Genomic DNA, 26253 nt, shown 5'->3' with positions numbered 1-26253 from the left:
ATACAACGGCTCCAGTCATTACTTTAAATGGAGCTTCAACAATTAATCTTAATGTAGGCGGTATTTATACCGAACAAGGCGCCACAGCGGTAGATGATTTAGATGGTGATATCACGGCAAGTATTGTTATAGGAGGCGTTACAGTAGATATGAATACAGGCGGCACATATTTAGTAACTTATGATGTAAGCGATGCCGCAGGAAACCCAGCAACACAAGTTGTAAGAACGGTAAATGTGATCCCAGATACAACGGCTCCAGTCATTACTTTAAATGGAGCTTCAACAATTAATCTTAATGTCGGCGGTGTTTATACTGAACAAGGTGCCACAGCGGTAGATGATTTAGATGGTGATATCACGGCAAGTATTGTTATAGGAGGCGTAACAGTAGATATGAATACAGGCGGCACCTATTTAGTAACTTATGATGTAAGCGATGCAGCAGGTAACCCAGCAACGCAGGTTGTAAGAACGGTAAATGTGATCCCAGATACAACGGCTCCAGTCATTACTTTAAATGGAGCTTCAACAATTAATCTTAATGTAGGTGATGTTTATACTGAACAAGGTGCCACAGCGGTAGATGATTTAGATGGCGATATCACAGCAAGCATTGTTATAGGAGGAGATGTTGTTAATACAAATATTGCCAATACTTATTTAGTAACGTATGATGTCAATGATATTGCAGGAAATGTTGCAACTCAAGGAATAAGAACAGTAAATGTACTGCCAGATGCTACCGCACCAGTAATTACATTAATAGGGGCATCAGTAATTAATTTGAACGTAGGTGACATATATACAGAGTTTGGAGCAACAGCTTCGGATAACTTCGATGGTAATATAACTGCTAGTATAGTAATTGGTGGAGATACTGTTAATACCAGTTCAGCAGGTACTTATAATGTAACGTATAATGTAAGTGACGCTACTGGAAACCCTGCCACACAAGTTTCTAGAACAATTACAGTATCAGAAATTAATGCAGGTTGCTCTGGAGGTATTGCCTCATTTCCATACTCAGAAGGGTTTGAAAACACTTTAGGAGGATGGACGCAATCGTCTTCTGATGATATTGACTGGACTGTTGATGCTTCTGGAACACCATCAAGCAATACAGGTCCTTCAAGTGCAGTAGAAGGCAATTATTACGTATTTGTTGAAGCTTCTACTCCTAATTATCCAAGTAGAAGAGCTATATTAAATTCACCCTGTTTTGATTTGAGTGGATTAACTGAGGCAACATTCAGTTTTAATTACCATATGTATGGAGCTGCTGATATGGGAAGTATTGATTTAGAGTTAAGTCAGGATGAAGGACTTACATGGACTAGTATTTGGAATGAAACTGGAAATAAAGGTAATTCTTGGCAAACTGCCGTAATCGATTTATCTGCCTATACGGGTGGAGGAATCCAATTACGCTTTAACAGATTTGTAGGAAGCACTTGGCAAGCAGATATAGCTATTGATAACATTAGTTTAATTGAAGGAGAATTAGTTATAAATAGTTGTTCAGGAGAAATAACAAGTTACCCTTATGCTGAAAGCTTTGAGAATACAATAGGGTTGTGGACACAATCAAGTGCTGATGATATTAATTGGACTATTGATGCTAATGGAACACCGTCTGGAAGTACAGGGCCATCAAGTGCAGTTCAAGGAAGTTATTATATTTTTGTTGAAGCATCGGGAAATGGCACAGGTTATCCTAATAAGCAAGCCATTATTAATTCACCTTGTTACGATTTAAGTACGTCAACTTCAGCTACATTTAGTTTTAATTATCATATGTATGGCGCCGCTGATATGGGAACAATTACGTTAGAGGCAAGCAATGATAACGGCATAAGTTGGACACCTATTTGGAGTGAATCTGGAAATAAAGGGAATAATTGGTTATCTACTAATATAGATTTATCAGTTTATACAGGAAATACTGTTCAATTAAGATTTAATAGAATTACCGGAAGTACTTGGCAAGCAGATATAGCTATTGATAATATAAACTTAACCATAGCAGTAGCAGCAGCTAAAAATGAATCAAAAGGCGATTTATTGAATGTTAGTACAAATAGCTTTAATATACTCACGCTATATCCAAACCCTGTTGGAGATATTTTAAATATTAAAACTTCAAAAGGAGAAAATATGTCTTACAGAATAATCAATTCGCTTGGTCAAATAGTGAATATAGGCAGAACGTCTAAAGCCATTACTGTTGATAATTTAGAAGCAGGCATGTATTACATTGAAGTCAACGATGGAACATATAAAATGATGGAAAGGTTTATTAAAGAATAAGCCAATAATGGAGTAATGACTAGCTCAAAAATGAAAAGTCCAGATTTAAAATCTGGACTTTTCTATTACTTGTGTTTTATATGTGAATAATTTCGTCGTCAGTTAAAATAGCATCGCCTCGTAATCGCAGAAATATTTGTGCGACTGCAATCGTGTCTTTTTCACAATAAACAACAATTCTATCTATTTCGTCTTCTTCGTAATAAACACGATACACTTCACTGCCATCTATATCATCTTTAGGCGAAGGAATCCCCAAAACATTAGTCAATAGTTTTAAAGAGGTATAGGTTTTATAGTCGCCAAATTTCCATAATTCTAAAGTGTCCAAATGTGGCACTTCCCAAGGTTTTTTTCCAAACAAGTTAAGTTTATATGGTAATTCAATATCATTAATTATCATGCGTCGTGCTATATAAGGAAAGTCAAATTCCTTTCCATTATGCGCACAAAGTAGATGCTTGGTTTGACTATAATGTGAAATAAGTAAGTTTTTAAAGTCTTTTAAAATTTTAATTTCATCACCATAAAAAGACGTAGTTCTAAACGTTCGTAAATCGTTTAAAATATTGAAATACCCTACCGAAATACAAACTATTTTACCAAATTCTGCCCAAATTCCTGCACGGTCATAAAATTCTTCGGCTGTAAAATCATCCTTTCTTTGGTATTTTGATTTATGATCCCAAAGGGCTTGTTTGGTTTCATCTAAATCAGAAAAATGTTGTGTTTCAGGAACGGTTTCAATATCTAAAAATAATATGTTTTCTAAATTTAATTTTGAAATCATTTGTTTAGCATTTTATAGGCTTCTTCAATATAAGTGTTTATGTCTATGGTGAATTTACCAACCGCTTTATTAGAACCTTTAGAATGCCCTAATCTTACAATAATAACATTGTCATTTGGTTCAACAATAACATATTGCCCCAAGTGTCCGCGCATCATAAAAAAGTTTTTGGCCCCCATTGTTTTTAACCACCAACCATAACCATACATAGATCCATCACTATGAACAGGTTTTAAAGATTTTGCTACAAAAGTAGAATCTAAAATCTGTTTTCCATTCCACTTCCCATGGTCTTTATAGAGTTTTCCAAAACGAGCAAAATCTTTTGCATTACTTGCAATACAGCAGTAAGCTTTAACTAAATCATGCCCTTCGCTATCAACTTGCCAAAGCGTAGGATTTTCTGAATTTAAAGGTTTCCAGAAGCTTTCGGTTAAATAATTGTATAATTTTTTACCTGTGGCCTTCTCAATAACCATAGCCAACATTTGTGTGTCACCACTGGAGTATTTAAATGACTTTCCTGGTTCGTTAGGAACTTTTAAACCTAGCATTACCTTTTCTAAATCATCATCAAAATAGGCTCTTGTTGTAATTGATAACGGGGAATAATATTTTTCGTCCCAATTTGTACCTGAAGCCATACTAGATAAATCTCCTACAGTCATTTTAGCTGCCAAGCCTTCATTGAAGGTTGGCAAAAAATCACTTACTGGTTGGTCTAAATTTTTAATATACCCTTCCATAATAGCTTTTCCCATAAGCCCACTCACATAACTTTTCGCCATAGAAAATGAGTTGGACTGAGAGTTTTCATTAAAACCATCATAATAGTTTTCAAACCAGATACTGTCATTTTTTATAATGACGTAAGCTATGGTGCCGTTGGATTTATTTATCACATCTAAACTTTCAGTTTCTATAACCGAATTGTAGTTTTTATGATTTGGCCATGGTTTAGGTGTGCCATTTTCAATAACTTGGTTGTCAAATTTCTTATAATCTTCTAGATATGCCGTGGTATAACCTTGTAGATATATGGTTCTTACCGCTTTAATAAGATAATCTGTATCCGTAATATATAATACAATGATTAGTAGTCCCAATAAGATAACTATCCATTTGAAGAGTTTTTTTAAGAATTTCATTTCTTTAGTTTAAAGTAGAAATTAAAGATAAGAAAATTCTTTGCAATTAAGGTTAAAAAAGAGATTGTTGCTTATAAGGACTTTCATGTTCCAACAACCATTGTTTTCGATGTAAACCTCCAGCATAACCAGTTAGCGAACCATCGCTCCCAATAACGCGATGACAAGGCACAATAACCCATAATGGATTTTTGCCATTAGCATTAGCAACTGCTCGAATAGCTTTTACATTACCTAACTGTTTTGATAATTCTAAATATGAAGTTGTTTTTCCATGAGGGATTTCTTCCAATTGTTTCCACACTCTCTTTTGAAAATTGGTACCGTTTGCATTTAATTTAATGTTGAATGCTTTACGAGTTCCTTCAAAATATTCATTGAGTTGTATGACACAATCTTCTAATTCAATAGGGATAATATCTGTAGTTTTTTCTTCAGAATTAAGCACTGTAACAGAGGCAATGCCATCTTCATTACCAACTATTTTGGTGAATCCTAAAGGCGAATTAATAATACAAGTTTTCATCTGATTATTTTTATTTTTTAATTGTCAGATGCAACATTTCTTTAAATATAATTTTAGGATAATGTTTTAGCACGAATGTTTCATTATTCCGAAGTCGTATTATCATCAAATATACCTAGCTTTTTAGCGCGTGCTTCCCAGCTTTTTCTAGCTAAATGTTGCAAATCTGAAACATTATCACTCTCGTCCATAATTTCTAATCCTAATAAGGTTTCGATAACATCTTCCATGGTCACTAAACCACTAACCGAACCGTATTCATCAACCACTAATGCCATATGATTTCTGCTTTCAATGAGTTGTTCAAACAAATTAGGAATAGGTAAATTTCTATCAATTATAATAATGTTTCGTTTTAACTCGGATAACTTTTTATCACCATTACCAAGTGCCATTTCTTTAAAAATTTCATCCTTTAAAACAAGCCCTTTTATGTTATCTGGATTTTTTGAATATATAGGAATTCTAGAAAAGCGTAAATTTAAATTTCTATTAAAAAAGTCTTTAACGGTGGTGTTCTGGTCTTCGGCTTGCATTACTGTTCGTGGTGTCATAGCATCTTTAGCAAACACCTCTTTAAAGGTTAGTAAATTTTTAATGATTTTACTTTCATTTTCTTGAAAAACACCTTCTTCATGAGCCATATCTGCCATAACTAAAAATCCTTCACGGCTTAAAATACTACCGTGACCTTTCCCGCCAATAAGTTTTGTTGTGAGTTGAAGTAACCACAAAATACCTGTCCATTTCAATGGAAAAATTAAAACCACCAATGCTTTGGAAGTAAAATTAGCCAGCTTTTTCCAGTAAGTGGCTCCAATAGTTTTTGGTATAATTTCGGAAGCCACTAAAATTAAAAACGTCATAATTGCAGATACCACACCAACGGTGTTGATACCAAAAAGTTCAATTTTGAAAGGTAATTTTTCAGCTTCAATACCTACCATCATTGCGCCTAGAGTGTGAGCAATGGTGTTTAGTGTAAGTATGGCGATAAGCGGTTTGTCTACATCTTTTTTTAGAGTTTCTAAGGTTAAAGCATAGTCTTTACCTTCTTGTTTTTTAACGTTTATAAACGTGGAAGTGACACTTAATAAAACAGCTTCGAGAATAGAACATAAAAAGGAAAAGAAAATAGAGATAGTTGCCCAAAAAATTAGTGTACTCATTTAAGAATGAATTTTAATGTGAAATTACAAAATTAATTTTAGAAGAATAGATAGGGTTTAAAGCAAGTCTATAAATAAAAAAAGCTATCATAATGACAGCTTTTTTTTTAATAACGTAAGGTCAATTTATTTTAAAACTAACTGTTTTTGAACTTCTTTTAATAACTTTTCTGAAATTATTTCTGCAATTTCATTTGAATCGCTATCAACATTAACAGTTTTTTTAGAATTATCTTCTTTCTGTTTTGATAGTTCTCTAAAAAAAGACAAGGTTAAAATGTTGTTATTATATTTTTTATTGTTTTTTAAAAATAGTGACATGATTACGATTTTTATTATTTGTAGTAATTTTTTATAAAATGTGGATTATATTCCTTTTCAAAGTAATGTTTTCTTTTTATCCATATAAAACCATCTCCCTTTGAAATTAAAGCTACATCTACTGGACCACCAACAGATTCTTCGTCTGAACTTATTCTTCTTTTTAAATATGTCAAATATATTAAACTTTCTGCCATTTCTGCAAGATCTTCTTTAGAAAGAATAGATACTGTAGTTACAGTTGGTTCGATATGTTTAATTTCTTTTACATTCTCGATTTCATCTAAAAATTGTTTACATATAGCTTCGGTATCAATTGCTTTTAAGCTTTTTGCTAATTCTGGTTTTTCACTTCCCACTAAGTTAATCAAATGTTCATTATAACCATTTAAGAAATTGTTAAATGTTGAAAATAAAGTTTGATTTATATCTGGACTAATACCAGTAATAATAGTATCAATAACATCTCTTTGTGCAAATGGCATTATTGAACCAGAATTACTATCATTTATTTTCTCGACATGTTCAGTATAAAATCTAATTTTATTATCAAAAACATCAGCAACTTTAGTGCTAATCGTAGTCGGATATATTTCATCATTACCATAACCTGCAAAAACTAAGCCAGTCCAAGAACCCAAAAAGGCTTTACTTTTAATATATTCATATGTCAAAGTTGAAAATTTAGTCAAAATTTCTTTTGTATTAAATTCTTCAAATTCACTTTCAATTATTTCTTTAATTTGATCACCAATTACTTCATTAAATCTTTTTTTTGTTAATGAAGTAAAGTCTTTTAATTTTTCTTCAGATTTAAATTGCTTGATTTGAAAATCAATTATTTCAATAATATTTTTTTTAAACAAAGTTATTCTGTCTTCACTTGACACCGAAACAAGATCTTCTTCACTTTCAATCGCTTTATTAATTGCCATTTTAGTCAACTCTTCAAAAGAAAAGTATATAAATGATTGAGTAAAATGACTAATTGTTTCATCTGACGAAAAGAATTTTCTAGACTTCAAAAACTTAAAGAAATCGTCCGAATAATTTTTTAGTAATGGGAAAGATTTTTCTTTTAATTCACTTCTATATATTTTTATTACTATTTCCCAGGGTGTAGAAATGAAATTCGCTGAATTATATATGATGATTGAAACGGGATGTAATTTTGATAAAGTAAAAATTTTGTTAGCAGTGTTATATATTTTTCTTCCATTACTACCAGATACAGTTACAGCTGAATCGGCTGCAATAGCAACTGCGTTTTTATTTAGAATACCAATTACCGCTGTCATAAAATTTAATTTTCCACAAAGTTATAAAAATTTTACTACATCTTTGGCAAAGTAACTCGCTATAATATCAGCACCTGCGCGCTTAATAGCTGTAATTTGTTCCATCATAACAGCATCATGATCTAGCCAGCCTTTTTCTGCTGCAGCTTTTAACATGGCGTATTCTCCAGACACTTGATAAACCGCAACTGGTACGTCTACTTCGTTTTTAATGTCTCGAACAATATCTAAATAGCACAAACCTGGTTTTACCATCACGATATCTGCGCCTTCATCAATATCCATTTCAGTTTCACGAATGGCTTCAAAACGGTTGGCATAATCCATTTGATAGGATTTTTTATCCTTGGGAATATCCACTAAATCTACAGGGGCAGAATCTAAAGCGTCTCTAAAAGGGCCGTAAAACGCAGAAGCATATTTAGCAGAATAACTCATAATACCAGTATTTGTAAAACCTTCATCTTCTAAGGCTTCGCGAATAGCAAGAATACGACCGTCCATCATATCGCTAGGTGCAACAAAATCAGCACCAGCTTGTGCATGAGAAATACTCATTTCTGCTAGAACTTCGGCAGTTTCATCGTTTATGATTTGTCCGTTTTCGATAATACCATCATGTCCGTAAGCAGAATAAGGGTCAAGCGCAACATCTGTCATCACTAACATGTCTGGGCATACGTTTTTAACGGTTTTAATAGCACGTTGCATCAATCCGTTGGGGTTTAATGCTTCGATACCTTTGTTGTCTTTTAAATTATCTGGTACTTTTACAAAAAGTAACACCGATTTTAATCCCAGTTTCCAAAGCTCTTTTACTTCGCCTTCTAACAAATCTAAACTGAAACGAAAGTAGTTAGGCATTGATGGAATTTCATCTTTAATACCTTTACCCTCAACCACAAAAAGTGGGACTAAAAAATCATTAGGTGTTATTATGGTTTCGCGAACTAAGCTTCTAATTGATTCGTTGGTTCTTAATCTTCTGTTTCTTCGTAATGGATACATAGCTTTATGTTTATCAGACCTGAGGTCTTGGTTCTATTTTAAACCCAATCTACAGGGTTTTTTAATACTTCAATTAATTTATCTTCATCACTTCCAGTTTCAGGATGATGGTCGTAAACCCACTGCACATGCGGAGGTAAACTCATTAAAATACTTTCTATACGTCCGTTAGTTTTTAGTCCGAACAAGGTGCCTTTATCATGTACTAAATTAAATTCTACATAACGTCCACGGCGTATTTCTTGCCAATTGCGTTGTTCATCTGTGTATAGTAATTTTTTTCGTTTTTCAACTATTGGGGCAAAAGCTTCCAAGAAACTATCGCCAATTTCAGTTACAAAGTTATACCAATTTTCCATAGTCATATTATCAGAAGCTTTGCAATAGTCAAAAAACAAACCACCTATGCCTCTGCCTTCGTTTCTGTGCGCATTATAAAAATATTCATCACAACGTTTTTTGTATGTTCGATAAAACTTGGGGTTATGCTTATCGCAGGCCGTTTTACAGGTTTGATGAAAGTGTTTAGCATCTTCTTCAAACAGATAGTACGGTGTTAAATCTTGACCTCCACCAAACCAACTATCAATAATGTTTCCTGCTTTATCGTACATTTCAAAATAGCGCCAATTCGCATGAACCGTTGGCACCATCGGATTTTTAGGATGCAAAACCAAACTCAATCCGCAGGCAAAAAAATCGACATCGCCTACTTTAAAATAGGCTTGCATAGATTTTGGTAGTTTACCCTGAACTCCAGAAATGTTTACGCCGCCTTTTTCAAAAACGTTTCCATTTTCAATAACACGGGTTCGCCCGCCGCCACCTTCTGGTCGTTTCCAAATGTCTTCTTGAAATTTGGCTTTACCATCTATAGCTTCAAGTTTTGATGTGATGCTATCTTGTAAATCTTGGATGTATTGGTAGAATTTGTCTTTCATTGATTAAATCATCTTCTTGTTACAATAAGTTGCTTTCTCAAAATCTCTAATATTTATAGCGATGAAGGGAACAGTTGGAAACAAAGTCTTTAATTGTGTAACAATTTGTTTAGAAAGATTAGCCTTTTGTTCTGTAGTTCTGCCTTCCATAATATTAGCAAAAACATGAATAAAATCATCTTGTTTCCCACCTACTAAATAATGTTCTTTAAAAGGGTTCAGTCGTACTTTTACATCTGCGTCATTAAATAAACCCGTGTTACAAGCCAATTTGTGTACGTCTTGCATGATTTTTCCAGGTTGCTGAAGTGTTAAAATATTTTCTGAGCAATCAATAACAAAATGTGGCATATTTTAAGATTCTATTTTTTTATATAGTTCGTATAACTCCATATTTAGTGGTTTTCCTCCTGGAGGTGTAAACTCATTTTTAAGTGTTTTAATCCAAGTAAAATTATTGTTTTCAGCAACTTTGACACTGCCAATATTACTTTTATGTGAAATGATTTGTAATGTTTTGAAGCCCAAAGTATCAAAAGCATAGTCTGATAATTGTTTTACAGCTTCTGTTATTAAGCCTTTACCTTCAACACTATAATCTATGCAGTATGCGAATTCGCCTTGTTTTTTTGTCCAATCCACTTCTTTAATATAAACTAAACCAACCAATTTATTGGATTCGTTTTCTCGTAAAGTGAATAAAAATTCTTCCTTAGTTTCAAATTGTTTAACCATTTTTGCGACAAAAATATTTGATAAATCAGGAGTTAAATTCTGCTCTAATGTTTTTGGGAAATAGTGTTTTAATCGGTCTTCATTAGCGACTGAAAAGTTGCAGACAGTCCATCCGTCTTTTGGGTGTATTGGGATGATATGATATGAATCAATATTAAGCGGCATTGGTTGGCGTGTTTTTAAGTTGAAGCGCTTCTACCGTTCTGGTTGAAGCTGCTGTAACCGATAATGGAAGCACTAAAATTACACCAATTACTGGAATTAATAAAAACAGAATAAAAACAATACCGTTACCTATGGCTAAGCCACGATGCTTACGCACAAATTGCAAGCTTTCTTTATATTGAAAATGACGTTCTAAAGTGTAATCCATATTACCAAAACCGGCATAATAGGCTTGCACCAAGAATAACAAAATAGTTGAAAATATATTGACTACAGGAATAAACTTTAAAAGCAGAATAGGAATGGTTAGTAGCAATTCCATGATTAAGTTTCTACCGTTAATACGGATGCCTCTCAAGAGTTGTTGCATAAAGGTTGTATCTCTATGCGAATGTGGAGGATTACCTGTAAAATGGGCTTCAATTTTTTCTGAAACGGGACTCATAAATGGTGCGGATAGCGCCATTATGATGTGTTTGAAAAGAATAAGGCCTATGACTATAACAATGAGCCCACCAATAAAATTGCTAATTGAAGAAAAGGTGTCGTGTCCCCAATCCCAAATCCATATTTTTGAAATGAAAGCGCCAATATTATCTGATAATCCGTAGGCTGAACCAAAAACTGCAATTGCGGTTACCAAACTAATTATCATGGGTATAGCAAAATAATTCCATAGTTTTAATTTTGAAATTAAACTGAAAGCACCGAAGTATGCTTTAATTCCTGAAATGATGTTTTTGATCATCCTCTCCCCAACCTTATTCCTCTCCCCAACCTTCTCCGAAGGAGAGGGAGTTTGAAATGTTTTATTATTTAAACTTTCCATTCAATTTAAAAACCCTGAATGGATGAGCGATTCCTCAACAGTTTCTCCTCTTTGGGGAGATTAAGAGGGGAATTCCTTAACGGCATCTATAAACGCTTTGGCATGATCTAGCGGAATGTTTGGCAAAATACCATGGCCGAGGTTTACGATGTATTTGTCTTTACCAAATTCGTTAATCATTTGGTGTACCATTTTTTTGATTTCTGATGGTGGAGAAAAAAGGCGTGTTGGGTCGAAATTACCTTGTAGCGTGATGTTTCCACCGGTTAAATAACGCGCATTTCTTGGAGAACATGTCCAGTCTATACCTAAAGCCGAAGCGCCAGATTTTGCCATGTCGCCAAGGGCAAACCAACAGCCTTTACCAAAGGCAATTACTGGTGCATCGTCTTTTAAAGCATCTATGATTTGTTGGATATATTGCCACGAAAATTCTTGATAATCGACAGGCGAGAGCATGCCTCCCCAAGAATCGAATACTTGAACGGCGTTACATCCTGCTTTTACTTTTTCCTTTAAATAGGCAATGGTTGTATCTGTAATTTTTTGTAATAATTGATGTGCTGCAATCGGGTTTGTAAAACAAAATTCTTTGGCTTTATCAAAATTTTTGCTGCCTTGACCTTGCACACAATAGCATAAAATGGTCCATGGGGAACCTGCAAAACCAATTAACGGAATGTCGTCGTTAAGTTTTTCTTTGGTTGCTTTTACAGCTTCATAGACATAATTTAAAGCTTCTTTTACGTCTGGAACAATCACGTTATCAGCATCTTTTTGAGAGCGAATAGGATTTGGTAAATATGGTCCAAAATTTGGCTTCATTTGTACCTCGATGTTCATAGCTTGAGGAATTACCAAAATATCGCTGAATAAAATGGCAGCATCCATACCGTATCTTCGGATGGGTTGCACAGTGATTTCACTTGCTAATTCTGGAGTTTGGCAACGTGTAAAGAAGTCATACTTTTCTTTTATAGCCATAAATTCCGGTAAATAACGCCCTGCTTGACGCATCATCCATACTGGTGGGCGGTTTACAGTTTCTCCTTTTAATGCTCTTAAAAATAAATCGTTTTTAATACTCATGTCTTTGTTTTGACCTGCGAGGTTTTTAAAACCTTGTAGGTTTATTTTTGTTATTTTTTTAATACCTACAAGGTTTTTAAAACCTCGCAGGAGATAGCTTCATAGTCAAACATTACACATAATGTTCATTAACCAACTCAATTACACTTTCTACTGTTGGTACTTTTGCTATCCTAACATCTTTAAAATGCTTACTAGCTTTTTTTGCAGTAGTCTCGCCAATACAAAAAGCAGTTATTTCTTTTTTATTACTACGCACAAAACTTTCTATGGTTGATGGACTGAAAAACATGACACTTTCAACAGAATTATCTACTTTATAACCATCATATTTAGTTTGGTAGGCTTCAACTTCATTTACTGTTATGTTATTTTCGGTTAGAATAGTTGGTAAGGCATCTAACCTTATATCGCTACAAAAGTAAGTAACTTCGGTGCCTTCTATATAATCCACTAAATACTCCGCTAATTTTTGAGCATTCTTTTCGGTGTGCTTGACTTTGCCTATTTTATTTTCAACTAGACGTTTGGTTCTGCGACCCACACAGTAAATATTTTTAAATTGTAATTCTATTGCTGAATAGTTTGTGGTTAGTGATTCAACAGCATTTTTACTAGTAATTACAACATTCTGAATTTCATTTTTTAAGAAACGCGGATGAATACGATTCAAACTTATTTTTATGAAATCTGAACTTTCTACAACTACCTTTTCATGAAATAATAAGCGTTGATCTTCGGTAAATGATTTTGTAGAAAATACATTCGTTTTTTTAGTGGAATTTTTGATCTTGTCCATTAAACGTTTACCACCACGTTCTATAACAAAATCGGCACAATACTGAGCCATATCATGATGTTCGCCAAGTTTTTTAACTCGGGTAACATCAATTCTTTTTGTGCCATCAGGACTTAATAAAACCCCTTTAAAGTTGATTTCCTCATCTTTTATATAGGCTAAAGCACCAATAGGCGCTGTGCAACCACCTTCTAATTTATTTAAAAATTCGCGTTCAATAGTGGTGCAAATTTCTGTTTCTTCGTGGTTTAGTTCAGCACATGCTGCTTTTACAAATTCATCTTCTTCTAAGGCAGTAATCATAATGGCGCCTTGAGCTGGAGCAGGAATCATCCAATCTAAATTGATGGCTTCTTCAGGTCTGATACCGATGCGACCAATACCTGCAGCTGCAAATATGGCACCGTTCCAATCGCTATCTTCAAGTTTTTGTAAACGGGAATTGACATTACCACGTAAATCGGTAATAGTATGTGTTGGGAAGCGACTTAGCCACTGCGCTCTTCTGCGTAAACTACCAGTTGCAATAACAGCTTCTTTAGCCCCTAAAAATTCCTCATTGTCTTTAAAAACAAGCGTGTCATTTACGTTACCACGTTTTAAAACCGCTGCTTGCACAATACCATTTGGCAAAACTGTTGGCACATCTTTTAAAGAATGTACCGCAATATCGATGTCATGATTTAACATCGCGATATCTAAAGTTCGCGTAAAAATACCTGTAATGCCTAATTCGTAAAGCGGTTTATCTAAAACTAAATCGCCCGTAGATTTTACAGGCACTAGTTCTGTTTTATGACCTGCATCTTCAAGTAAACTTTGTACTATTTTGGCTTGCCATAGTGCTAATTCACTATCGCGCGTACCAATTCTTATGGTTTTATACTGATTAGATTTCAAAATGATGGATGGATAAATTGAATTATTTTTAGATTAATTGAGGCGGAAAAAATTAGCATAGCCTAGTTACGGTTATTTTTTTGAACGATAAGTAAGCAAAAAAGGAACAATTTATATTCGTCATTTTTGGAGTTTAAGCAGTATCAACATTTTTTGTGGAAGTTTCTAACTGAAATACTTTTTTAATAAGTTCAAGACTATCATCAGTAGATACGTCATCATCTTTTAAATGATGCGCAAAGTGGTTAGTAATTTTTTGAATGATGTTATTGCTAATTAATTCGGCTTGTTCCTCATTAAAATCAGCATGTTTTTTGCGTTGTGTATCTAATTCCGCAGTAGCGAAATCAGATAATTTATGTTTTAAAGCTTTAATAGTTGGGGCAAACTTTCTGGTTTCTAACCAACTGTTAAATTCGGCTTTTATTTCTTCTATAATTACTTCGGCGGAAGGAATATGAGCTTTTCGAGCCTCTAAAGTTTCATCAGTAATTTGAGATAAATGATCTAGATGAACAAGCGATACATTTTCCAATTCTTGAACATTTTGGTTAACATTCTTCGGAATTGATAAATCTAAAATTAAGAGGGGTTTTTCTGATTGAATGATGTGCTTGTCAATAGTAGGGCGTTGCGCACCTGTAGCTACAATTAGAATATCAGATTCGTTAATCTCTTCTTGTAAATTGGCATAGTCTTTAACCAATAAATTAAACTTTCCAGCAATTTGTTCTGCTTTGGTTTTTGTTCTGTTTATTAAAGTTATATTCTTATTTTGGGTATGTTTTACTAAGTTTTCACAAGTGTTTCTACCAATTTTTCCTGTTCCGAATAATAATATATTCTTATCAGAAACGTTTTCAATATTTTTGAAAATATATTGTACTGAAGCAAAAGATACGGATGTTGCGCCTGAAGAAATATCAGTTTCTGTTTTAATACGTTTACTAGCTTGAATAACAGCATTTACTAAACGCTCAGTAAAATGGTTTAATAATCCGTGTTTTCTAGATAATTTTGTACTGATTTTTAACTGACTTATAATTTCAAAATCTCCAAGAATTTGACTATCTAAACCAGAACCCACCCGAAACATGTGTGCAATAGCATCTTTGTTTTTGTAAATGTAGGCAACTTCTTGAAATTCTTCAACCGTTCCACGAGTGTTATCACAAAGAAGTTGGATTAATTGAAAGGGATGTTGAGCAAAACCATATATTTCGGTTCTATTGCAGGTAGAAGTTACAACCAAACTTTCAATATCATTTTCTTTAGCTTGATTTAGCAATGCTAGTTTAGATTCTTCATCCAAACTAAAACGACCTCTTATATCTGCATCGGCTTTTTTATAACTCAAACCAATGGAATAAAAGGAACTACTTCTACTAATATTGTATTTTTGCATTGCTATACCTGATAATGTGAAGCAAAAATATAGGGATGCTTTAAAAAAAAGTAACGCTCAAAGAACTTTTAGTATCGTTTGTGGTTTTTTAACGTTATTTTTTATTATTACATGATAAAAGTCATATTTTCGCATTGTATTAGGCATGTTTTAGGTGTTTTATTTATAATCAATCTAAATAAAAAAATATGAATCAAGAATTTAAAGCTAATAAAAGTGTCGCTAAAAGTACTTTTGAAGAAACGAAGGTTGATGCAGGTGTTTTAGTGTTGGCTTATAAAAACGAATCAGGCGAAATACAATCTCTTGATAAAGAAATAGATAGCGATTTTATTCAATTTCATTTTTGTGTTAAGGGTTCTAGTCAATTTGTTTTTAATGAGGGGCGATATCGACTAAATATTCTTGAGGAAAACTCATTATTGCTTTATAATCCGCAGCGTAACCTTCCAATAAATTTAGAAATTAATCCGCATTCTTGGATGGTTTCAGTATTAATATCAATTAAAAATTTTCACGCTTTATTTTCGCAAGAAGCAGATTATATTACTTTTTTGAGCGAAGATAATAAGGATAAAAAATATTATAAAGATGGTGTTATTTCACCTTCCATGGCGATAGTATTGAATCAATTAATAAATTACAATCTTAATCAATCTATTAAGACCTTGTATTTTAAAGGGAAGGCTTATGAGTTGTTGAGTTTGTATTTTAATAGAAGTGAGGATGCCGATATTGAGCAATGCCCGTTTTTAGTTGATGAAACCAACGTCATTAAAATTAGAAAAGCGAAAGACATTATTGTGTCAAGAATGGCTGAACCACCAAGCTTACAAGAATTAGCTGATGAAATTGGATTGAGCCTTAAAAAGTTAAAAGAAGGCTTTAAACAAATTTATGGCGATTCGGTTTTTAGTTTTTTGTTTGACTACAAAATGGAAGTGGCGCGTAAATTATTAGAGGCTGGTAATGACAATGTAAATGAAGTTGGACATAAAGTAGGATATAGCACATCAAGCCATTTTATAGCTGCATTTAAAAAGAAATATGGCACAACGCCTAAGAAATATGTGATGTCTTTGAGTTAAATTAGACCTGTCAGGTTTCAAAATATTGGTGTTCGGTAGAGTTTTAGCCGTTGCTATTATATATTAACACCCCTAAAGTCCCCTCAAGGGGACAATCGTTCTATTCAACTGAGTGAATTGTCCCCTTGAGGGGACTTTAGGGGTGTTTTTTAAAACGTTTTACATTTTAATCTTCACATTATTTAAAAATAATCGTATTTTAATTGTCTTCCGAACACTTGTGTTTCAAAAACCTGACAGTCTCAAAATATAAACTTAATAATATGAAATATTTAACCCCAGAAATAGCAGCACTATCAAAAAACATAATCACTAAATCATTAGCGCGTTCCAGTACATCTTGCGGTATTTTTCAAGATTGTGATTATAAAGCTGAAAGACCTAAGTTATATTATCATCAAAAATTGGAAGAGAAAGAAACTACCAAGAAATAATCGGATGGAATTATTTGCAGCTAAATATTATGATTGCAATTTGTATCGTATTTTTGCAACATGAAAAAAGGAATCTTATTAGTAAATCTTGGTTCTCCAGATAGCCCAGAACCAAAAGATGTAAAAAAATATTTGGGTGAGTTTTTAATGGACGAACGCGTAATTGATATCCCACTTCTTGCGAGAACAGCACTAGTTAAGGGTATTATATTAAATACACGACCAAAACAATCTGCAGCAGCCTATAAAAAAATATGGTGGGATGAAGGGTCGCCATTAATTGTACTATCAGAACGCCTTCAAAATAAAATACAAAAACAGGTAGAACAACCTGTTGCATTAGCTATGCGATATGGTAGTATGACCATTAAAAAAAGCCTTCAAGAATTGGTTGATAAAGGCGTTGATGAGGTATTGTTGTTTCCTTTATATCCACAGTTTGCTATGGCAACTACAGAAACCATTACAGTATTAACTGAAGAACTTCGTCAGCAATATTTCCCAAATTTAAAAATAGAATCAGTACCAGCCTTTTATAATAAGCCAGATTATATAGAAGTGCTTTCAAACGCCATAAAAAATCATTTAAAAGGAAATGATTATGAGCATTTATTATTCTCATATCATGGAGTTCCAGAGCGTCATATCAGAAAAAGCGATGTAACAAAATCGCATTGTAAAATAGATAAAAGTTGTTGCGTTACAGCAAGTAAGGCACACGAGTTTTGTTATAAACATCAATGTTTAGAAGTTACCCGATTAGTTGCAGAAAAACTTCAATTTAAAGAAGGTACTTATTCAACATCCTTTCAATCCCGTTTGGGCTTTGACCCATGGTTACAGCCATATACAGATAGAACTATAGAGCGCTTAGGCAAACAAGGCATTAAAAATATGGCTATTGTAACTCCGGCATTTGTTAGCGATTGTTTAGAAACACTAGAAGAAATAGCTATGGAAGGCGGCGACATTTTCCATGAAGTAGGCGGAAAAGAGTTTACAGTAGTACCATGCTTAAATGACGATGCAGCATTTGTAGACTTGTTATCTAAATGGATTAATAATTGGGTAAAAACACCAGAAGCAGTAAGTTAAAATGGAATATTACAATTACATAAAAGCCTTTCATCTCATTTTTGTAATCACATGGTTTGCGGGCTTATTTTACATTCCTCGTCTGTTTGTATACCAAATAGAAGCCTATCATAAGCCATCACCAGATAAAGAAATTCTTGGTAAACAACTTAAGCTTATGTCAAAACGTTTGTGGTACATCATCACATGGCCATCAGCTATTCTGGCAACTCTATTCGCCATTTGGTTACTCATTTTACAACCTTATTGGCTGCAGCTACCATGGATGCAAGTAAAACTCGGTTTCGTGCTTTTACTCTTCATCTATCACCTAAAAACACATCAATATTACAAGCAATTGCAAAACGATGTCGTAAAAAAAACATCCAGTTTTATGCGCATCTGGAACGAAGGCGCCACATTCATCCTATTCGCAGTTGTTTTTCTAGTTATTTTACAAAGCGCCATCAATTGGGTTTGGGGAATCATTGGCATTATCATCCTGGGAATTCTCATCATGTTAGGGTTTAAAGTTTATAAGAATATTCGAGACAAAAACCCAGATGCTTAAAAATTAAAATACCAATATTCAAATCCCAAACTTCAAAACGAACTCTGTTGAATTTGGTGTTTGATTTTTTTGAATTTTATCCGAAGGATTTTTTGGTTTGATTATTGCTATATTTATGGAATCATAATTTATAGATGAAACATCTAATTTAAAAGTTAAATCAAAAAAGGCATATTTTATTTTAAGATGTTGCATCTGATGGATAAAAAGCAATGACAATGTGCAGATGAAACTAAAAAAACTCGCTTTACGTACCCGTATATTTCTAGCCATGATATTGCTGGTGTTATTGGCATCTGTACTTATTTCGGCGGTAGCCATATACCAATACAAAGAACAAAGTCAAGATTATCATAAGGGGCGTTTAGAACGTAAAGAAGGCAGTATTCAAACGCATCTAAAACGTGTTTTAAACGGTAGGCAAAATACTTGGGAAATTAAAACAGAAAACATCCCTTTTATATTCAAAGATGAAATATATAATGTTGCAGATATCCATAAACTTCAAATTAATTTATACGATTTAGATGGCGGACTCTTAATTTCCTCAAAAGCAGGTTTGCAAGATACTAATGCAGATAAATGTCTTGATGCAGAAATTATGAATGCATTAACCCAATACGTAGAGTTTAATAATGCCTCAGAAATAGCGCTACACAGATATGTTGATAAGCATAAGGAAAATGGTGAAACCTTTCAATCTTCTTACACTTACATCACAGATAATAGATCTAAGCCAATAGCGATATTAAATATCCCGTATTTAGAAAAAGACGATTTCCTATCCAAAGAACTACAAGAATTTTTACAGCGTATAGGCTTCGCCTTTATGTTGGTATTATTAACAGCCATTGCTATAGCCTTTCTATTATCAAAATACATCACTAAATCTTTAAAGACTATCAGTGATAAAATCAATACAACAAGGCTTGAAAAAAGAAATGAAAGAATTGAAGTAGATGATACTAGCGAGGAAATTTCGGCTTTGGTAAACGCTTATAATAGTATGATTGATGAGCTTGAAGAAAGCGCCGTACAATTAGCAAGAAGCGAACGCGAACAAGCCTGGAGAGAAATGGCAAAACAGGTAGCTCATGAAATTAAAAACCCATTGACGCCTATGCGTTTAACGGTGCAAAATTTTCAGCGTAAGTTTAACCCTGAAGATGAAAAGATCCATTCAAAAGTTGATGAATACAGTAAAACTTTAATTCAGCAAATTGATACCATGAGCTCTATTGCATCGGCATTTTCAAACTTTGCAAAAATGCCAGCGCAACAAAATGAAACCTTAAATGTGGTAAAAATTGTAAAGCTTGCCCTAGATATTTTTAACGAAGATTACATTTTTTTTACTGCCGATTCAGAAGAAATTATAGCAAAATTTGATAGAACACAACTTATTAGAGTGGTAACCAATTTGGTTAAAAATGCGACTCAAGCAATCTCTGGCGACCAAACACCAAAAATTGTAATTAATGTTGAACAAAGTAATGGCGATGTCATTATTTCGGTTGCAGATAATGGCTCAGGTGTCGCAGAAGAGAATATAGACAAAGTTTTTGAACCTAAATTTACAACTAAAACCAGTGGTATGGGGCTTGGTTTAGCTATGGTTAAAAATATAGTAGAAACCTATAAAGGAAACATTTCGTTTGTTTCAGAAAAAGATAAAGGCACAACATTTAAAGTGACATTTCCTAAAGAATAACATATTCCTGCGCAGGCAGGAATCTCAAAAAATGAAGCTATGAATTATAATCGTATTTTTTTTGATATAAAAAACAAATACATTATCACGATCATAATATTTCTATGTGTCATTTTAAATACACTTGCACAATCTGGCATGTATTCAAGAGAACCTAAAAGTGTTGATGGAACTGAAATAAAATGGACACTTTCACTAAATATTGATGGAACATTTCTGTATCATTTTTTTAGAGATATATCAGGAGAAGCAAATCCAGAAGAAAATTTTTATGGTAAGGGAACATGGGAATCTGAAGGACAATTAATTTATTTTTATTGTGAATCTTCTAGTTTGAATGATGAATTTACTATAAATTTAAATAATTCAAAAGCAAAAATAAAGAGCAAATCTCCACGAGATAAATCAGATAAAATTATTAAAACATCATTGCGGTTTTATGAATCTGAAGCATTTGCAATTAAAGGGTTGGAGCTATTTAAAGAAAAAAATTAAAATTAAAAATTTATGAGATATAATAATATTCTTTCTGAAGAAAGTAATGGAATAACAACCATAATCATTAACCGTCCAAAAAAATTAAACGCATTAAATAGAGACACTATTGAAGAATTGCACGAAGCATTTGATGCGGCTAATAAAGATAAAAGCACCAAAGTTATTATAGTTACTGGTAGCGGAGAAAAAGCCTTTGTAGCTGGTGCAGATATAAGTGAATTTGCAGATTATGATGTGAGTGAAGGTAAAAAATTAGCTGCAAAAGGACAAGAATTATTATTTGATTTTGTTGAAAATCTATCAACACCAGTTATAGCAGCAGTAAATGGTTTTGCACTCGGTGGTGGATTAGAATTAGCCATGTCTTGTCATTTTAGAGTAGCTAGCGATAATGCAAAAATGGGCTTACCCGAGGTGTCTTTAGGAGTTATTCCAGGATATGGTGGCACACAACGCTTACCACAACTTGTTGGAAAAGGTCGTGCCATGGAAATGATAATGACGGCGGGTATGATTGATGCAAATCAAGCTTTAAACTATGGCTTAGTTAATTACGTAACAACTCAAGATCAATTATTGACCCTTTGCGAAAAAATAGCAACCAAAATTTCTAGAAATTCGTCTGTAGCCATTGGAGCAGCCATTAGCGCCATAAATGCCAATTTTAAAGATGGTGTAAATGGTTTTGATATTGAAATACAGGGATTTGGAGATTGTTTTGGTACTGAAGATTTTGAAGAAGGCACTACAGCTTTTTTAGAAAAACGAAAGGCTGATTTTCCTGGGAGGTAAAATTGCAAAACAAATAAATAATCTCGTAAAACTATTTAGAAAAGAGTGTTTTAAAGACAATTCAATGCCTAGTTCGATTGTGATTTACATGAACCATTTAAAAATGGACAATTAAAATTATTCTAAAAAAAAAGTGAGCCATAATAGCTCACTTTTAACAACTGATTCTAAAATAAGGTATTTAGTATTTAATTAATAGTTTTAATAAATTCCCTTCCTTCGGTATAAAACACAATTTTGTAAGACCCTGTATTTAAACCGTCTAGTCTATAGATTCTTTCAATAATTTTAGTGTTTTCAATGGTTTCAGTAAACATGAGTTCAGAACCATTCAATCCTTCAAAGTAAATCTTGATTTCTAAAGGTTCTTCGTTTAAAGCAAGTTTTGAAACATATACTTTATCCCCCTCTACGCGCACCATAGGCTTGAAGATAGTTTTTTCATTTTCTTTTTCGAAAAGAACAATATTAGACTTTACAGTAAAAGGGATAGTATTTATCTCTAAATCTTTATCAAGTTCGAAAATATAAGCACCATTTGGTAATGCTGTTAAGTCAAAACCTTTGGTATAAGTACCAGATTCTTGAATATATTCTTTGAACAAAATCACACCATTAATATCTTTTACAGATAGAAGGTTTCCTTGCTTTACATTATATAAAGTAAGAGCGGTTCTTTCAGCATCATTTTTAATATTAAATAATGTAGCTTCATTTGCGAAACTTAACAAGGTAGCAAACATAGTTACCATTAAGATTCCTTTTTTTGTGTTTTTCATAATTTGGGTTTTATAACGTTCAACACTACAAATATATAACACAAATTAGCTTCTTAAAACACTGATATTGACCTATTTATGTGCTAAATTGTTTGTTGTTAATTCATTAATTTTAAGTTAGATTAAAATAGAATATATGTAGGTTAAATGAATACAATAACCTAGGATATTACTTCAAGAGAATTTATTAAGGCCTTTATAAAATTGCTTTGTTGTGAAATTTTAAAAAAAAAGTGAGCCATTACAGCTCACTTTTAACAACGTTTCTAAATAAGGTATTTAAATTTAATTAAATGTTTTTGATAAATTTTCTACCTTCTGTAAAACATACGATTTTGTAAGAGCCTAAGTTTAATCCATCTAACCTGTAAACTCTTTCAATAGTTTTAGTGCTATCAACGGTTTCAGAATGCATAAGTTCATAACCGTCTAAACCTTCAAAGTAAATCTCAATTTCTAAAGGTTCTTCATTTAAGGAAAGTTTTGAGACATATAATTTGTCGTCATTAACTCGTACCAAAGGCTTGAAGATAGTTTTTTCATTTTCTTTTTCGAAAAGAACAATATTAGACTTTACGGTAAAAGGTATTGTATTTATTTCTAAATCTTTGTCGAGTTCAAAAATGTACGCACCATTTGGCAATGCTGTTAAGTCAAAACCTTTGGTATAAGAACCAGATTCTTGTATATACTCTTTGAACAAAATTACACCATTTGTATCTTTTACAGATAGTAGGTTTCCTTTCTTTACATTGTGTAAAGTAAGAGAGGTTCTTTTAGCTTCATTTTTAATATTAAATAATGTAGCTTCATTTGCGAAACTTAATATGGTAGCAAACATGGTTACCATTAAGATTCCTTTTTTTGTGTGTTTAATTGCGTTTTTCATGATTTGGTTTTTATAACGTTCAACACTACAAATGTAAAGAGCAAATGTGTTTTGTAAAACATTGATATTGATTAATTTATAGCCTAAATTATCTATTATTATTACATCATTTTAGGTTAAATTAACATAGAATATAATCAACTATATTTTAAAAAATAATGCATGATATAAAAAGCTACAAGAAAAATTTTTGTATGAGACGGATAGCAAGTTTTGTAGATAGGGTAAAAAGAAAAGTGGGCTACCACAGCCCACTTTTACCAACTAAACTAAACTAAATAAGACATTAAACTAACTATTAATGAATACTGTTACTCTGTTTTAAGAGTTGTTTTTTGTTTTTAAATTATTTTTTAAATCTCGCTTTTTCACTTCTATCCATATTGGTGTAAACCATTTGGTTTGGGTGTGTAATATATACGTCATATAAATTATAGTATTTCCAATATGCTTTAAAAAAACCTGATATAGAAAAATTAATGCTTCTAGTTTTATGCTGTGTCTTATTTTCTCTTAATACTAAACTTGTAAAAAGTGTATAATCCGTTTTATTACTTTTTTCAGTTAAATACATAATAAATTAATTTAAAAATTATTACACCACAAAACTAAGAACAAACACCAGCTACAAAAACATCAATTTTGACCAGTTTGTGTGCTATATTATCTGTTAAATTAATGTTAACTCATTGTTAAGTTAATATAACACACATTTAGGGTAATTAAATATACAATGTATGCATAATAAATAGTAAATTTGCTATAAATTAATCTTGCTATGATTAAGAAAAAACCTACTTTAGAAAAGCTTTCCCCGAGTTTTGGAAGTTCTATACTTGTAAAGCAGCATTTAGAAAAAGAAGATAAGTTTAATGCTTACTGGCATTTTCACCCAGAACTTGAACTTGTATATGTAAACAAAGGACAGGGTAAAACACATATTGGAAATCACCTATCGTATTTTAATAATAGTCAGCTTATATTAATAGGATCTAACCTTCCACATAATGGCTTTGCAGATAGGCTTACAGCCAATGGGTCTGAAACTACAGTACAATTTAAATCTAATTTTTTAGGAAATGATTTTATTAAAATTCCTGAAATGGCAGATATTAACGCCTTATTTGAAAGAGCTAAGAAAGGTATTCGCTTTCATGTGGAAACCAAAGCATATATAGGGCCTAAAATTGATAAACTTTTGGAGAGTGTCGGATTAGATCGTACCCTAAAGTTCTTGGAAATTCTCAATTATTTAGCAAAAACCGAAGATTATTCACTTTTAAATGCTGATGGTTTTGCCTTTGAAGCGGAAGCTCAAGACAGCGCTAAGATTGGAGCCATATTTAAATATGTGAACAAAAATTTTCAACAGCATATTACATTAGATGAAATAGCCGATGAGGTAAGTATGACAGTACCTGCTTTTTGTAGATATTTTAAAAAAGCTACAGGAAAAACCTTTACTCAAGTAGTAAATGAATATCGCGTGGTTCATGCAACAAAACTATTATCTGAAGAAAGTAAAATGAGTATTGCTGATGTTTGTTTTGAATGTGGATTTAATAATTTCTCCCATTTTAATAAAGTCTTTAATGATATAACTGGCAAGAGTGCTTCAAATTACAGAAAAGAAATTAAGTTAATTATTCAATAAAAATTAAAGGTTATGACTGATAAAATTAATGAAGCTTTAAAATATTATGCTTATAAGAAGAAAGGCATTATGGATTTTATTAACGGTAAAGACGATTTAACCGTTGAAGAAATTATTGAAAATGCAGAAGAGCTTTCGATTTTGGAATATAAAATTACAGCATTACAAGTTGCTTTAGAGAATTAACATGACAAGCTTTCCTTAATAAGATTATTACTTTTCTCCATGCCATTCACTATAAAACTGGTCTAAGAAACCTAACATATATACATGTCTTTCAGTAGCAATTCGTTTCCCAGCTTTAGTATTCATTTTATCCTTTAAAAGCAACAATTTTTCGTAAAAATGGTTTATTGTAGGAGCAATTGAGGACTTGTATTCTGCCTTTCTCATATTTAGATTAGGAGCAATCTCAGGATTATATAGTGCTCTATTTTTGAATCCACCGTAATTAAAGCAGCGTGCAATACCAATAGCGCCAATGGCATCAAGTCTATCAGCATCTTGCACCACATCTAACTCTATGGATTTAAACTTTTGAATTTCATTACCGCCTTTAAAAGATATATTCTCTATAATATTTACAACATGTTCAATAACAGTAGAATCTACATTCAGGTCAAATAGAAACTTTCTTGCTATCCTTGGACCAATTGTTTCATCGCCATCATGAAATTTGCTGTCTGCTATATCATGCAATAACGCACCTAGCGAAACCACAAATGTATCAACAGATTCATTTTTAGAGATGAGTAAGGAATTATTAAACACCCTTAGGGTGTGAAACCAATCGTGTCCACCTTCAGCATCAGCTAAAGTCTCTTTTACAAAAATTATGGTCTTATTGATTATTTCTTCTGAAGACATGGTGATTAAATTTCTTTTAGTATTGAAGTCCCTTTAGATCTATCACCTGAAGTCCAAATCCAACTTTCATAAAGTTTTATTTTTCCGTTGGAATCAATTTCGGGCTTAGACATGCAAATACCAGTCATTAATTCGCCGTTTTTATTAATTTGATGATATCTCATATTAATAGTACCGTCGTTATCAACCAAGCCAATAAGGTGACCTTCTATAATGTTTGCACCGTTGTAAGTGGATGTTAAAATATCCCCCTTTTGTTTATAAACAAAAATAGTATCAGAAGTTATTTCACTATTTTCTGAACTTGAAATAGGCCTAAAGCTTTTGTTATTGTAATTAATCAATGATTTTTTTCATTTTTGTCCGACTAAAAAAAGTTCGCTTAAAGAAAACCTTTGCGAACCCTAAGTTTTCAGGGCTTATAAAAAAGAGGGGCTTGCTTTTTGCGATTACTGAAAAATTTT

Annotated in this window: 29 protein-coding genes; 10 read left to right on the top strand and 19 right to left on the bottom strand. The window is 32.6% G+C overall.

Features of this window, described 5'->3' with window-relative positions:
• Positions 1 to 2309, top strand: a 2309-nt coding sequence (locus AAC024_RS04440) for an immunoglobulin-like domain-containing protein (protein ID WP_339894007.1), incomplete at its 5' end; no start/stop codon positions are given.
• Between the two features lie 76 nt (positions 2310 to 2385).
• On the opposite strand, the gene AAC024_RS04435 is transcribed toward AAC024_RS04440, so the two are convergent.
• The 14 genes from AAC024_RS04435 to hemA all read right to left on the bottom strand — a co-directional run bounded on the left by AAC024_RS04435 (position 2386) and on the right by hemA (position 15432).
• On the bottom strand, positions 2386 to 3099 hold the full coding sequence (locus AAC024_RS04435; RefSeq protein WP_339894006.1) for a 3'-5' exonuclease: 714 nt from the start codon (positions 3097 to 3099) through the stop codon (positions 2386 to 2388).
• The gene (locus AAC024_RS04430; protein WP_339894005.1) at positions 3096 to 4247 is read right to left on the bottom strand and encodes a serine hydrolase; all 1152 of its coding nucleotides are present in this window, start codon (positions 4245 to 4247) and stop codon (positions 3096 to 3098) included. Before AAC024_RS04430 ends, AAC024_RS04435 begins: the two co-directional genes overlap by 4 nt.
• A gap of 52 nt (positions 4248 to 4299) precedes the next feature.
• Positions 4300 to 4773 (bottom strand): methylated-DNA--[protein]-cysteine S-methyltransferase, encoded by a 474-nt coding sequence (locus AAC024_RS04425; RefSeq protein WP_339894004.1) that lies wholly within the window; start codon positions 4771 to 4773, stop codon positions 4300 to 4302.
• 83 nt (positions 4774 to 4856) lie between these two features.
• Positions 4857 to 5942, bottom strand: coding sequence for a hemolysin family protein (locus tag AAC024_RS04420; RefSeq protein WP_339894003.1), 1086 nt, complete (start codon positions 5940 to 5942; stop codon positions 4857 to 4859).
• Positions 5943 to 6068: 126 nt separating this feature from the next.
• Positions 6069 to 6263 (bottom strand): hypothetical protein, encoded by a 195-nt coding sequence (locus tag AAC024_RS04415; RefSeq protein ID WP_339894002.1) that lies wholly within the window; start codon positions 6261 to 6263, stop codon positions 6069 to 6071.
• A gap of 14 nt (positions 6264 to 6277) precedes the next feature.
• The gene (locus AAC024_RS04410; protein WP_339894001.1) at positions 6278 to 7561 is read right to left on the bottom strand and encodes a hypothetical protein; all 1284 of its coding nucleotides are present in this window, start codon (positions 7559 to 7561) and stop codon (positions 6278 to 6280) included.
• A gap of 21 nt (positions 7562 to 7582) precedes the next feature.
• Entirely contained in the window at positions 7583 to 8569 is a 987-nt protein-coding gene (gene hemB / locus AAC024_RS04405; RefSeq protein ID WP_339894000.1) for a porphobilinogen synthase, read from the bottom strand.
• Between the two features lie 38 nt (positions 8570 to 8607).
• Entirely contained in the window at positions 8608 to 9510 is a 903-nt protein-coding gene (gene hemF, locus AAC024_RS04400) for an oxygen-dependent coproporphyrinogen oxidase (protein ID WP_339893999.1), read from the bottom strand.
• Between the two features lie 3 nt (positions 9511 to 9513).
• On the bottom strand, positions 9514 to 9861 hold the full coding sequence (locus tag AAC024_RS04395; protein ID WP_339893998.1) for a 5-carboxymethyl-2-hydroxymuconate Delta-isomerase: 348 nt from the start codon (positions 9859 to 9861) through the stop codon (positions 9514 to 9516).
• Between the two features lie 3 nt (positions 9862 to 9864).
• Positions 9865 to 10410 carry a GNAT family N-acetyltransferase gene (locus AAC024_RS04390; RefSeq protein WP_339893997.1) on the bottom strand — a complete coding sequence of 182 codons (546 nt, stop codon included), beginning with the start codon at positions 10408 to 10410 and terminating at the stop codon, positions 9865 to 9867.
• On the bottom strand, positions 10400 to 11158 hold the full coding sequence (locus AAC024_RS04385) for an EI24 domain-containing protein (protein ID WP_339893996.1): 759 nt from the start codon (positions 11156 to 11158) through the stop codon (positions 10400 to 10402). Before AAC024_RS04385 ends, AAC024_RS04390 begins: the two co-directional genes overlap by 11 nt.
• Before the next feature lie 141 nt (positions 11159 to 11299).
• On the bottom strand, positions 11300 to 12328 hold the full coding sequence (gene hemE, locus AAC024_RS04380; protein WP_339893995.1) for a uroporphyrinogen decarboxylase: 1029 nt from the start codon (positions 12326 to 12328) through the stop codon (positions 11300 to 11302).
• Between the two features lie 112 nt (positions 12329 to 12440).
• Entirely contained in the window at positions 12441 to 14027 is a 1587-nt protein-coding gene (hemC, locus tag AAC024_RS04375; RefSeq protein WP_339893994.1) for a hydroxymethylbilane synthase, read from the bottom strand.
• Positions 14028 to 14160: 133 nt separating this feature from the next.
• Positions 14161 to 15432, bottom strand: a complete 1272-nt coding sequence (hemA, locus tag AAC024_RS04370) for a glutamyl-tRNA reductase (RefSeq protein WP_339893993.1) — start codon at positions 15430 to 15432, stop codon at positions 14161 to 14163.
• 188 nt (positions 15433 to 15620) lie between these two features.
• Here hemA and AAC024_RS04365 point away from each other — a divergent pair, with 188 nt between their 5' ends.
• The 7 genes from AAC024_RS04365 to AAC024_RS04335 all read left to right on the top strand — a co-directional run bounded on the left by AAC024_RS04365 (position 15621) and on the right by AAC024_RS04335 (position 21600).
• A complete protein-coding gene (locus tag AAC024_RS04365) occupies positions 15621 to 16520 on the top strand; it encodes an AraC family transcriptional regulator (RefSeq protein WP_339893992.1) in 900 nt (299 codons plus the stop codon).
• 263 nt (positions 16521 to 16783) lie between these two features.
• The gene (locus tag AAC024_RS04360) at positions 16784 to 16954 is read left to right on the top strand and encodes a hypothetical protein (protein ID WP_339893991.1); all 171 of its coding nucleotides are present in this window, start codon (positions 16784 to 16786) and stop codon (positions 16952 to 16954) included.
• Positions 16955 to 17014: 60 nt separating this feature from the next.
• Entirely contained in the window at positions 17015 to 18049 is a 1035-nt protein-coding gene (gene hemH / locus AAC024_RS04355) for a ferrochelatase (RefSeq protein ID WP_339893990.1), read from the top strand.
• Position 18050: 1 nt separating this feature from the next.
• A complete protein-coding gene (locus tag AAC024_RS04350) occupies positions 18051 to 18599 on the top strand; it encodes a CopD family protein (protein ID WP_339893989.1) in 549 nt (182 codons plus the stop codon).
• 226 nt (positions 18600 to 18825) lie between these two features.
• The gene (locus AAC024_RS04345; RefSeq protein ID WP_339893988.1) at positions 18826 to 20310 is read left to right on the top strand and encodes an ATP-binding protein; all 1485 of its coding nucleotides are present in this window, start codon (positions 18826 to 18828) and stop codon (positions 20308 to 20310) included.
• Positions 20311 to 20349: 39 nt separating this feature from the next.
• Entirely contained in the window at positions 20350 to 20805 is a 456-nt protein-coding gene (locus AAC024_RS04340) for a hypothetical protein (RefSeq protein WP_339893987.1), read from the top strand.
• 12 nt (positions 20806 to 20817) lie between these two features.
• Positions 20818 to 21600 carry an enoyl-CoA hydratase-related protein gene (locus tag AAC024_RS04335; protein ID WP_339893986.1) on the top strand — a complete coding sequence of 261 codons (783 nt, stop codon included), beginning with the start codon at positions 20818 to 20820 and terminating at the stop codon, positions 21598 to 21600.
• 188 nt (positions 21601 to 21788) lie between these two features.
• On the opposite strand, the gene AAC024_RS04330 is transcribed toward AAC024_RS04335, so the two are convergent.
• The 3 genes from AAC024_RS04330 to AAC024_RS04320 all read right to left on the bottom strand — a co-directional run bounded on the left by AAC024_RS04330 (position 21789) and on the right by AAC024_RS04320 (position 23842).
• Positions 21789 to 22379: a hypothetical protein gene (locus AAC024_RS04330; protein WP_339893985.1), complete on the bottom strand. Its 591-nt coding sequence runs from the start codon at positions 22377 to 22379 to the stop codon at positions 21789 to 21791.
• A gap of 289 nt (positions 22380 to 22668) precedes the next feature.
• On the bottom strand, positions 22669 to 23268 hold the full coding sequence (locus AAC024_RS04325) for a hypothetical protein (RefSeq protein WP_339893984.1): 600 nt from the start codon (positions 23266 to 23268) through the stop codon (positions 22669 to 22671).
• Between the two features lie 346 nt (positions 23269 to 23614).
• Entirely contained in the window at positions 23615 to 23842 is a 228-nt protein-coding gene (locus AAC024_RS04320) for a hypothetical protein (protein ID WP_339893983.1), read from the bottom strand.
• Between the two features lie 204 nt (positions 23843 to 24046).
• Here AAC024_RS04320 and AAC024_RS04315 point away from each other — a divergent pair, with 204 nt between their 5' ends.
• Positions 24047 to 24922 carry an AraC family transcriptional regulator gene (locus AAC024_RS04315; protein ID WP_339893982.1) on the top strand — a complete coding sequence of 292 codons (876 nt, stop codon included), beginning with the start codon at positions 24047 to 24049 and terminating at the stop codon, positions 24920 to 24922.
• A 12-nt stretch (positions 24923 to 24934) separates the two neighbouring features.
• Positions 24935 to 25108, top strand: a complete 174-nt coding sequence (locus AAC024_RS04310; protein WP_339893981.1) for a hypothetical protein — start codon at positions 24935 to 24937, stop codon at positions 25106 to 25108.
• Between the two features lie 27 nt (positions 25109 to 25135).
• Here AAC024_RS04310 and AAC024_RS04305 read toward each other — a convergent pair whose 3' ends face one another.
• Together AAC024_RS04305 and AAC024_RS04300 are read right to left on the bottom strand one after the other, a co-directional pair.
• A complete protein-coding gene (locus AAC024_RS04305) occupies positions 25136 to 25789 on the bottom strand; it encodes an HD domain-containing protein (protein WP_339893980.1) in 654 nt (217 codons plus the stop codon).
• A gap of 5 nt (positions 25790 to 25794) precedes the next feature.
• Positions 25795 to 26133 (bottom strand): n-acetylglutamate synthase, encoded by a 339-nt coding sequence (locus tag AAC024_RS04300; protein WP_339893979.1) that lies wholly within the window; start codon positions 26131 to 26133, stop codon positions 25795 to 25797.
• Positions 26134 to 26253: the final 120 nt, after the last annotated feature.

Source organism: uncultured Algibacter sp., assembly GCF_963976535.1.
In the GTDB taxonomy this organism is placed as follows: Bacteria; Bacteroidota; Bacteroidia; order Flavobacteriales; family Flavobacteriaceae; genus Algibacter_B.
Note: the sequence above shows the minus strand (reverse complement) of the source record. Positions and strands in the feature narration are given on the sequence as shown.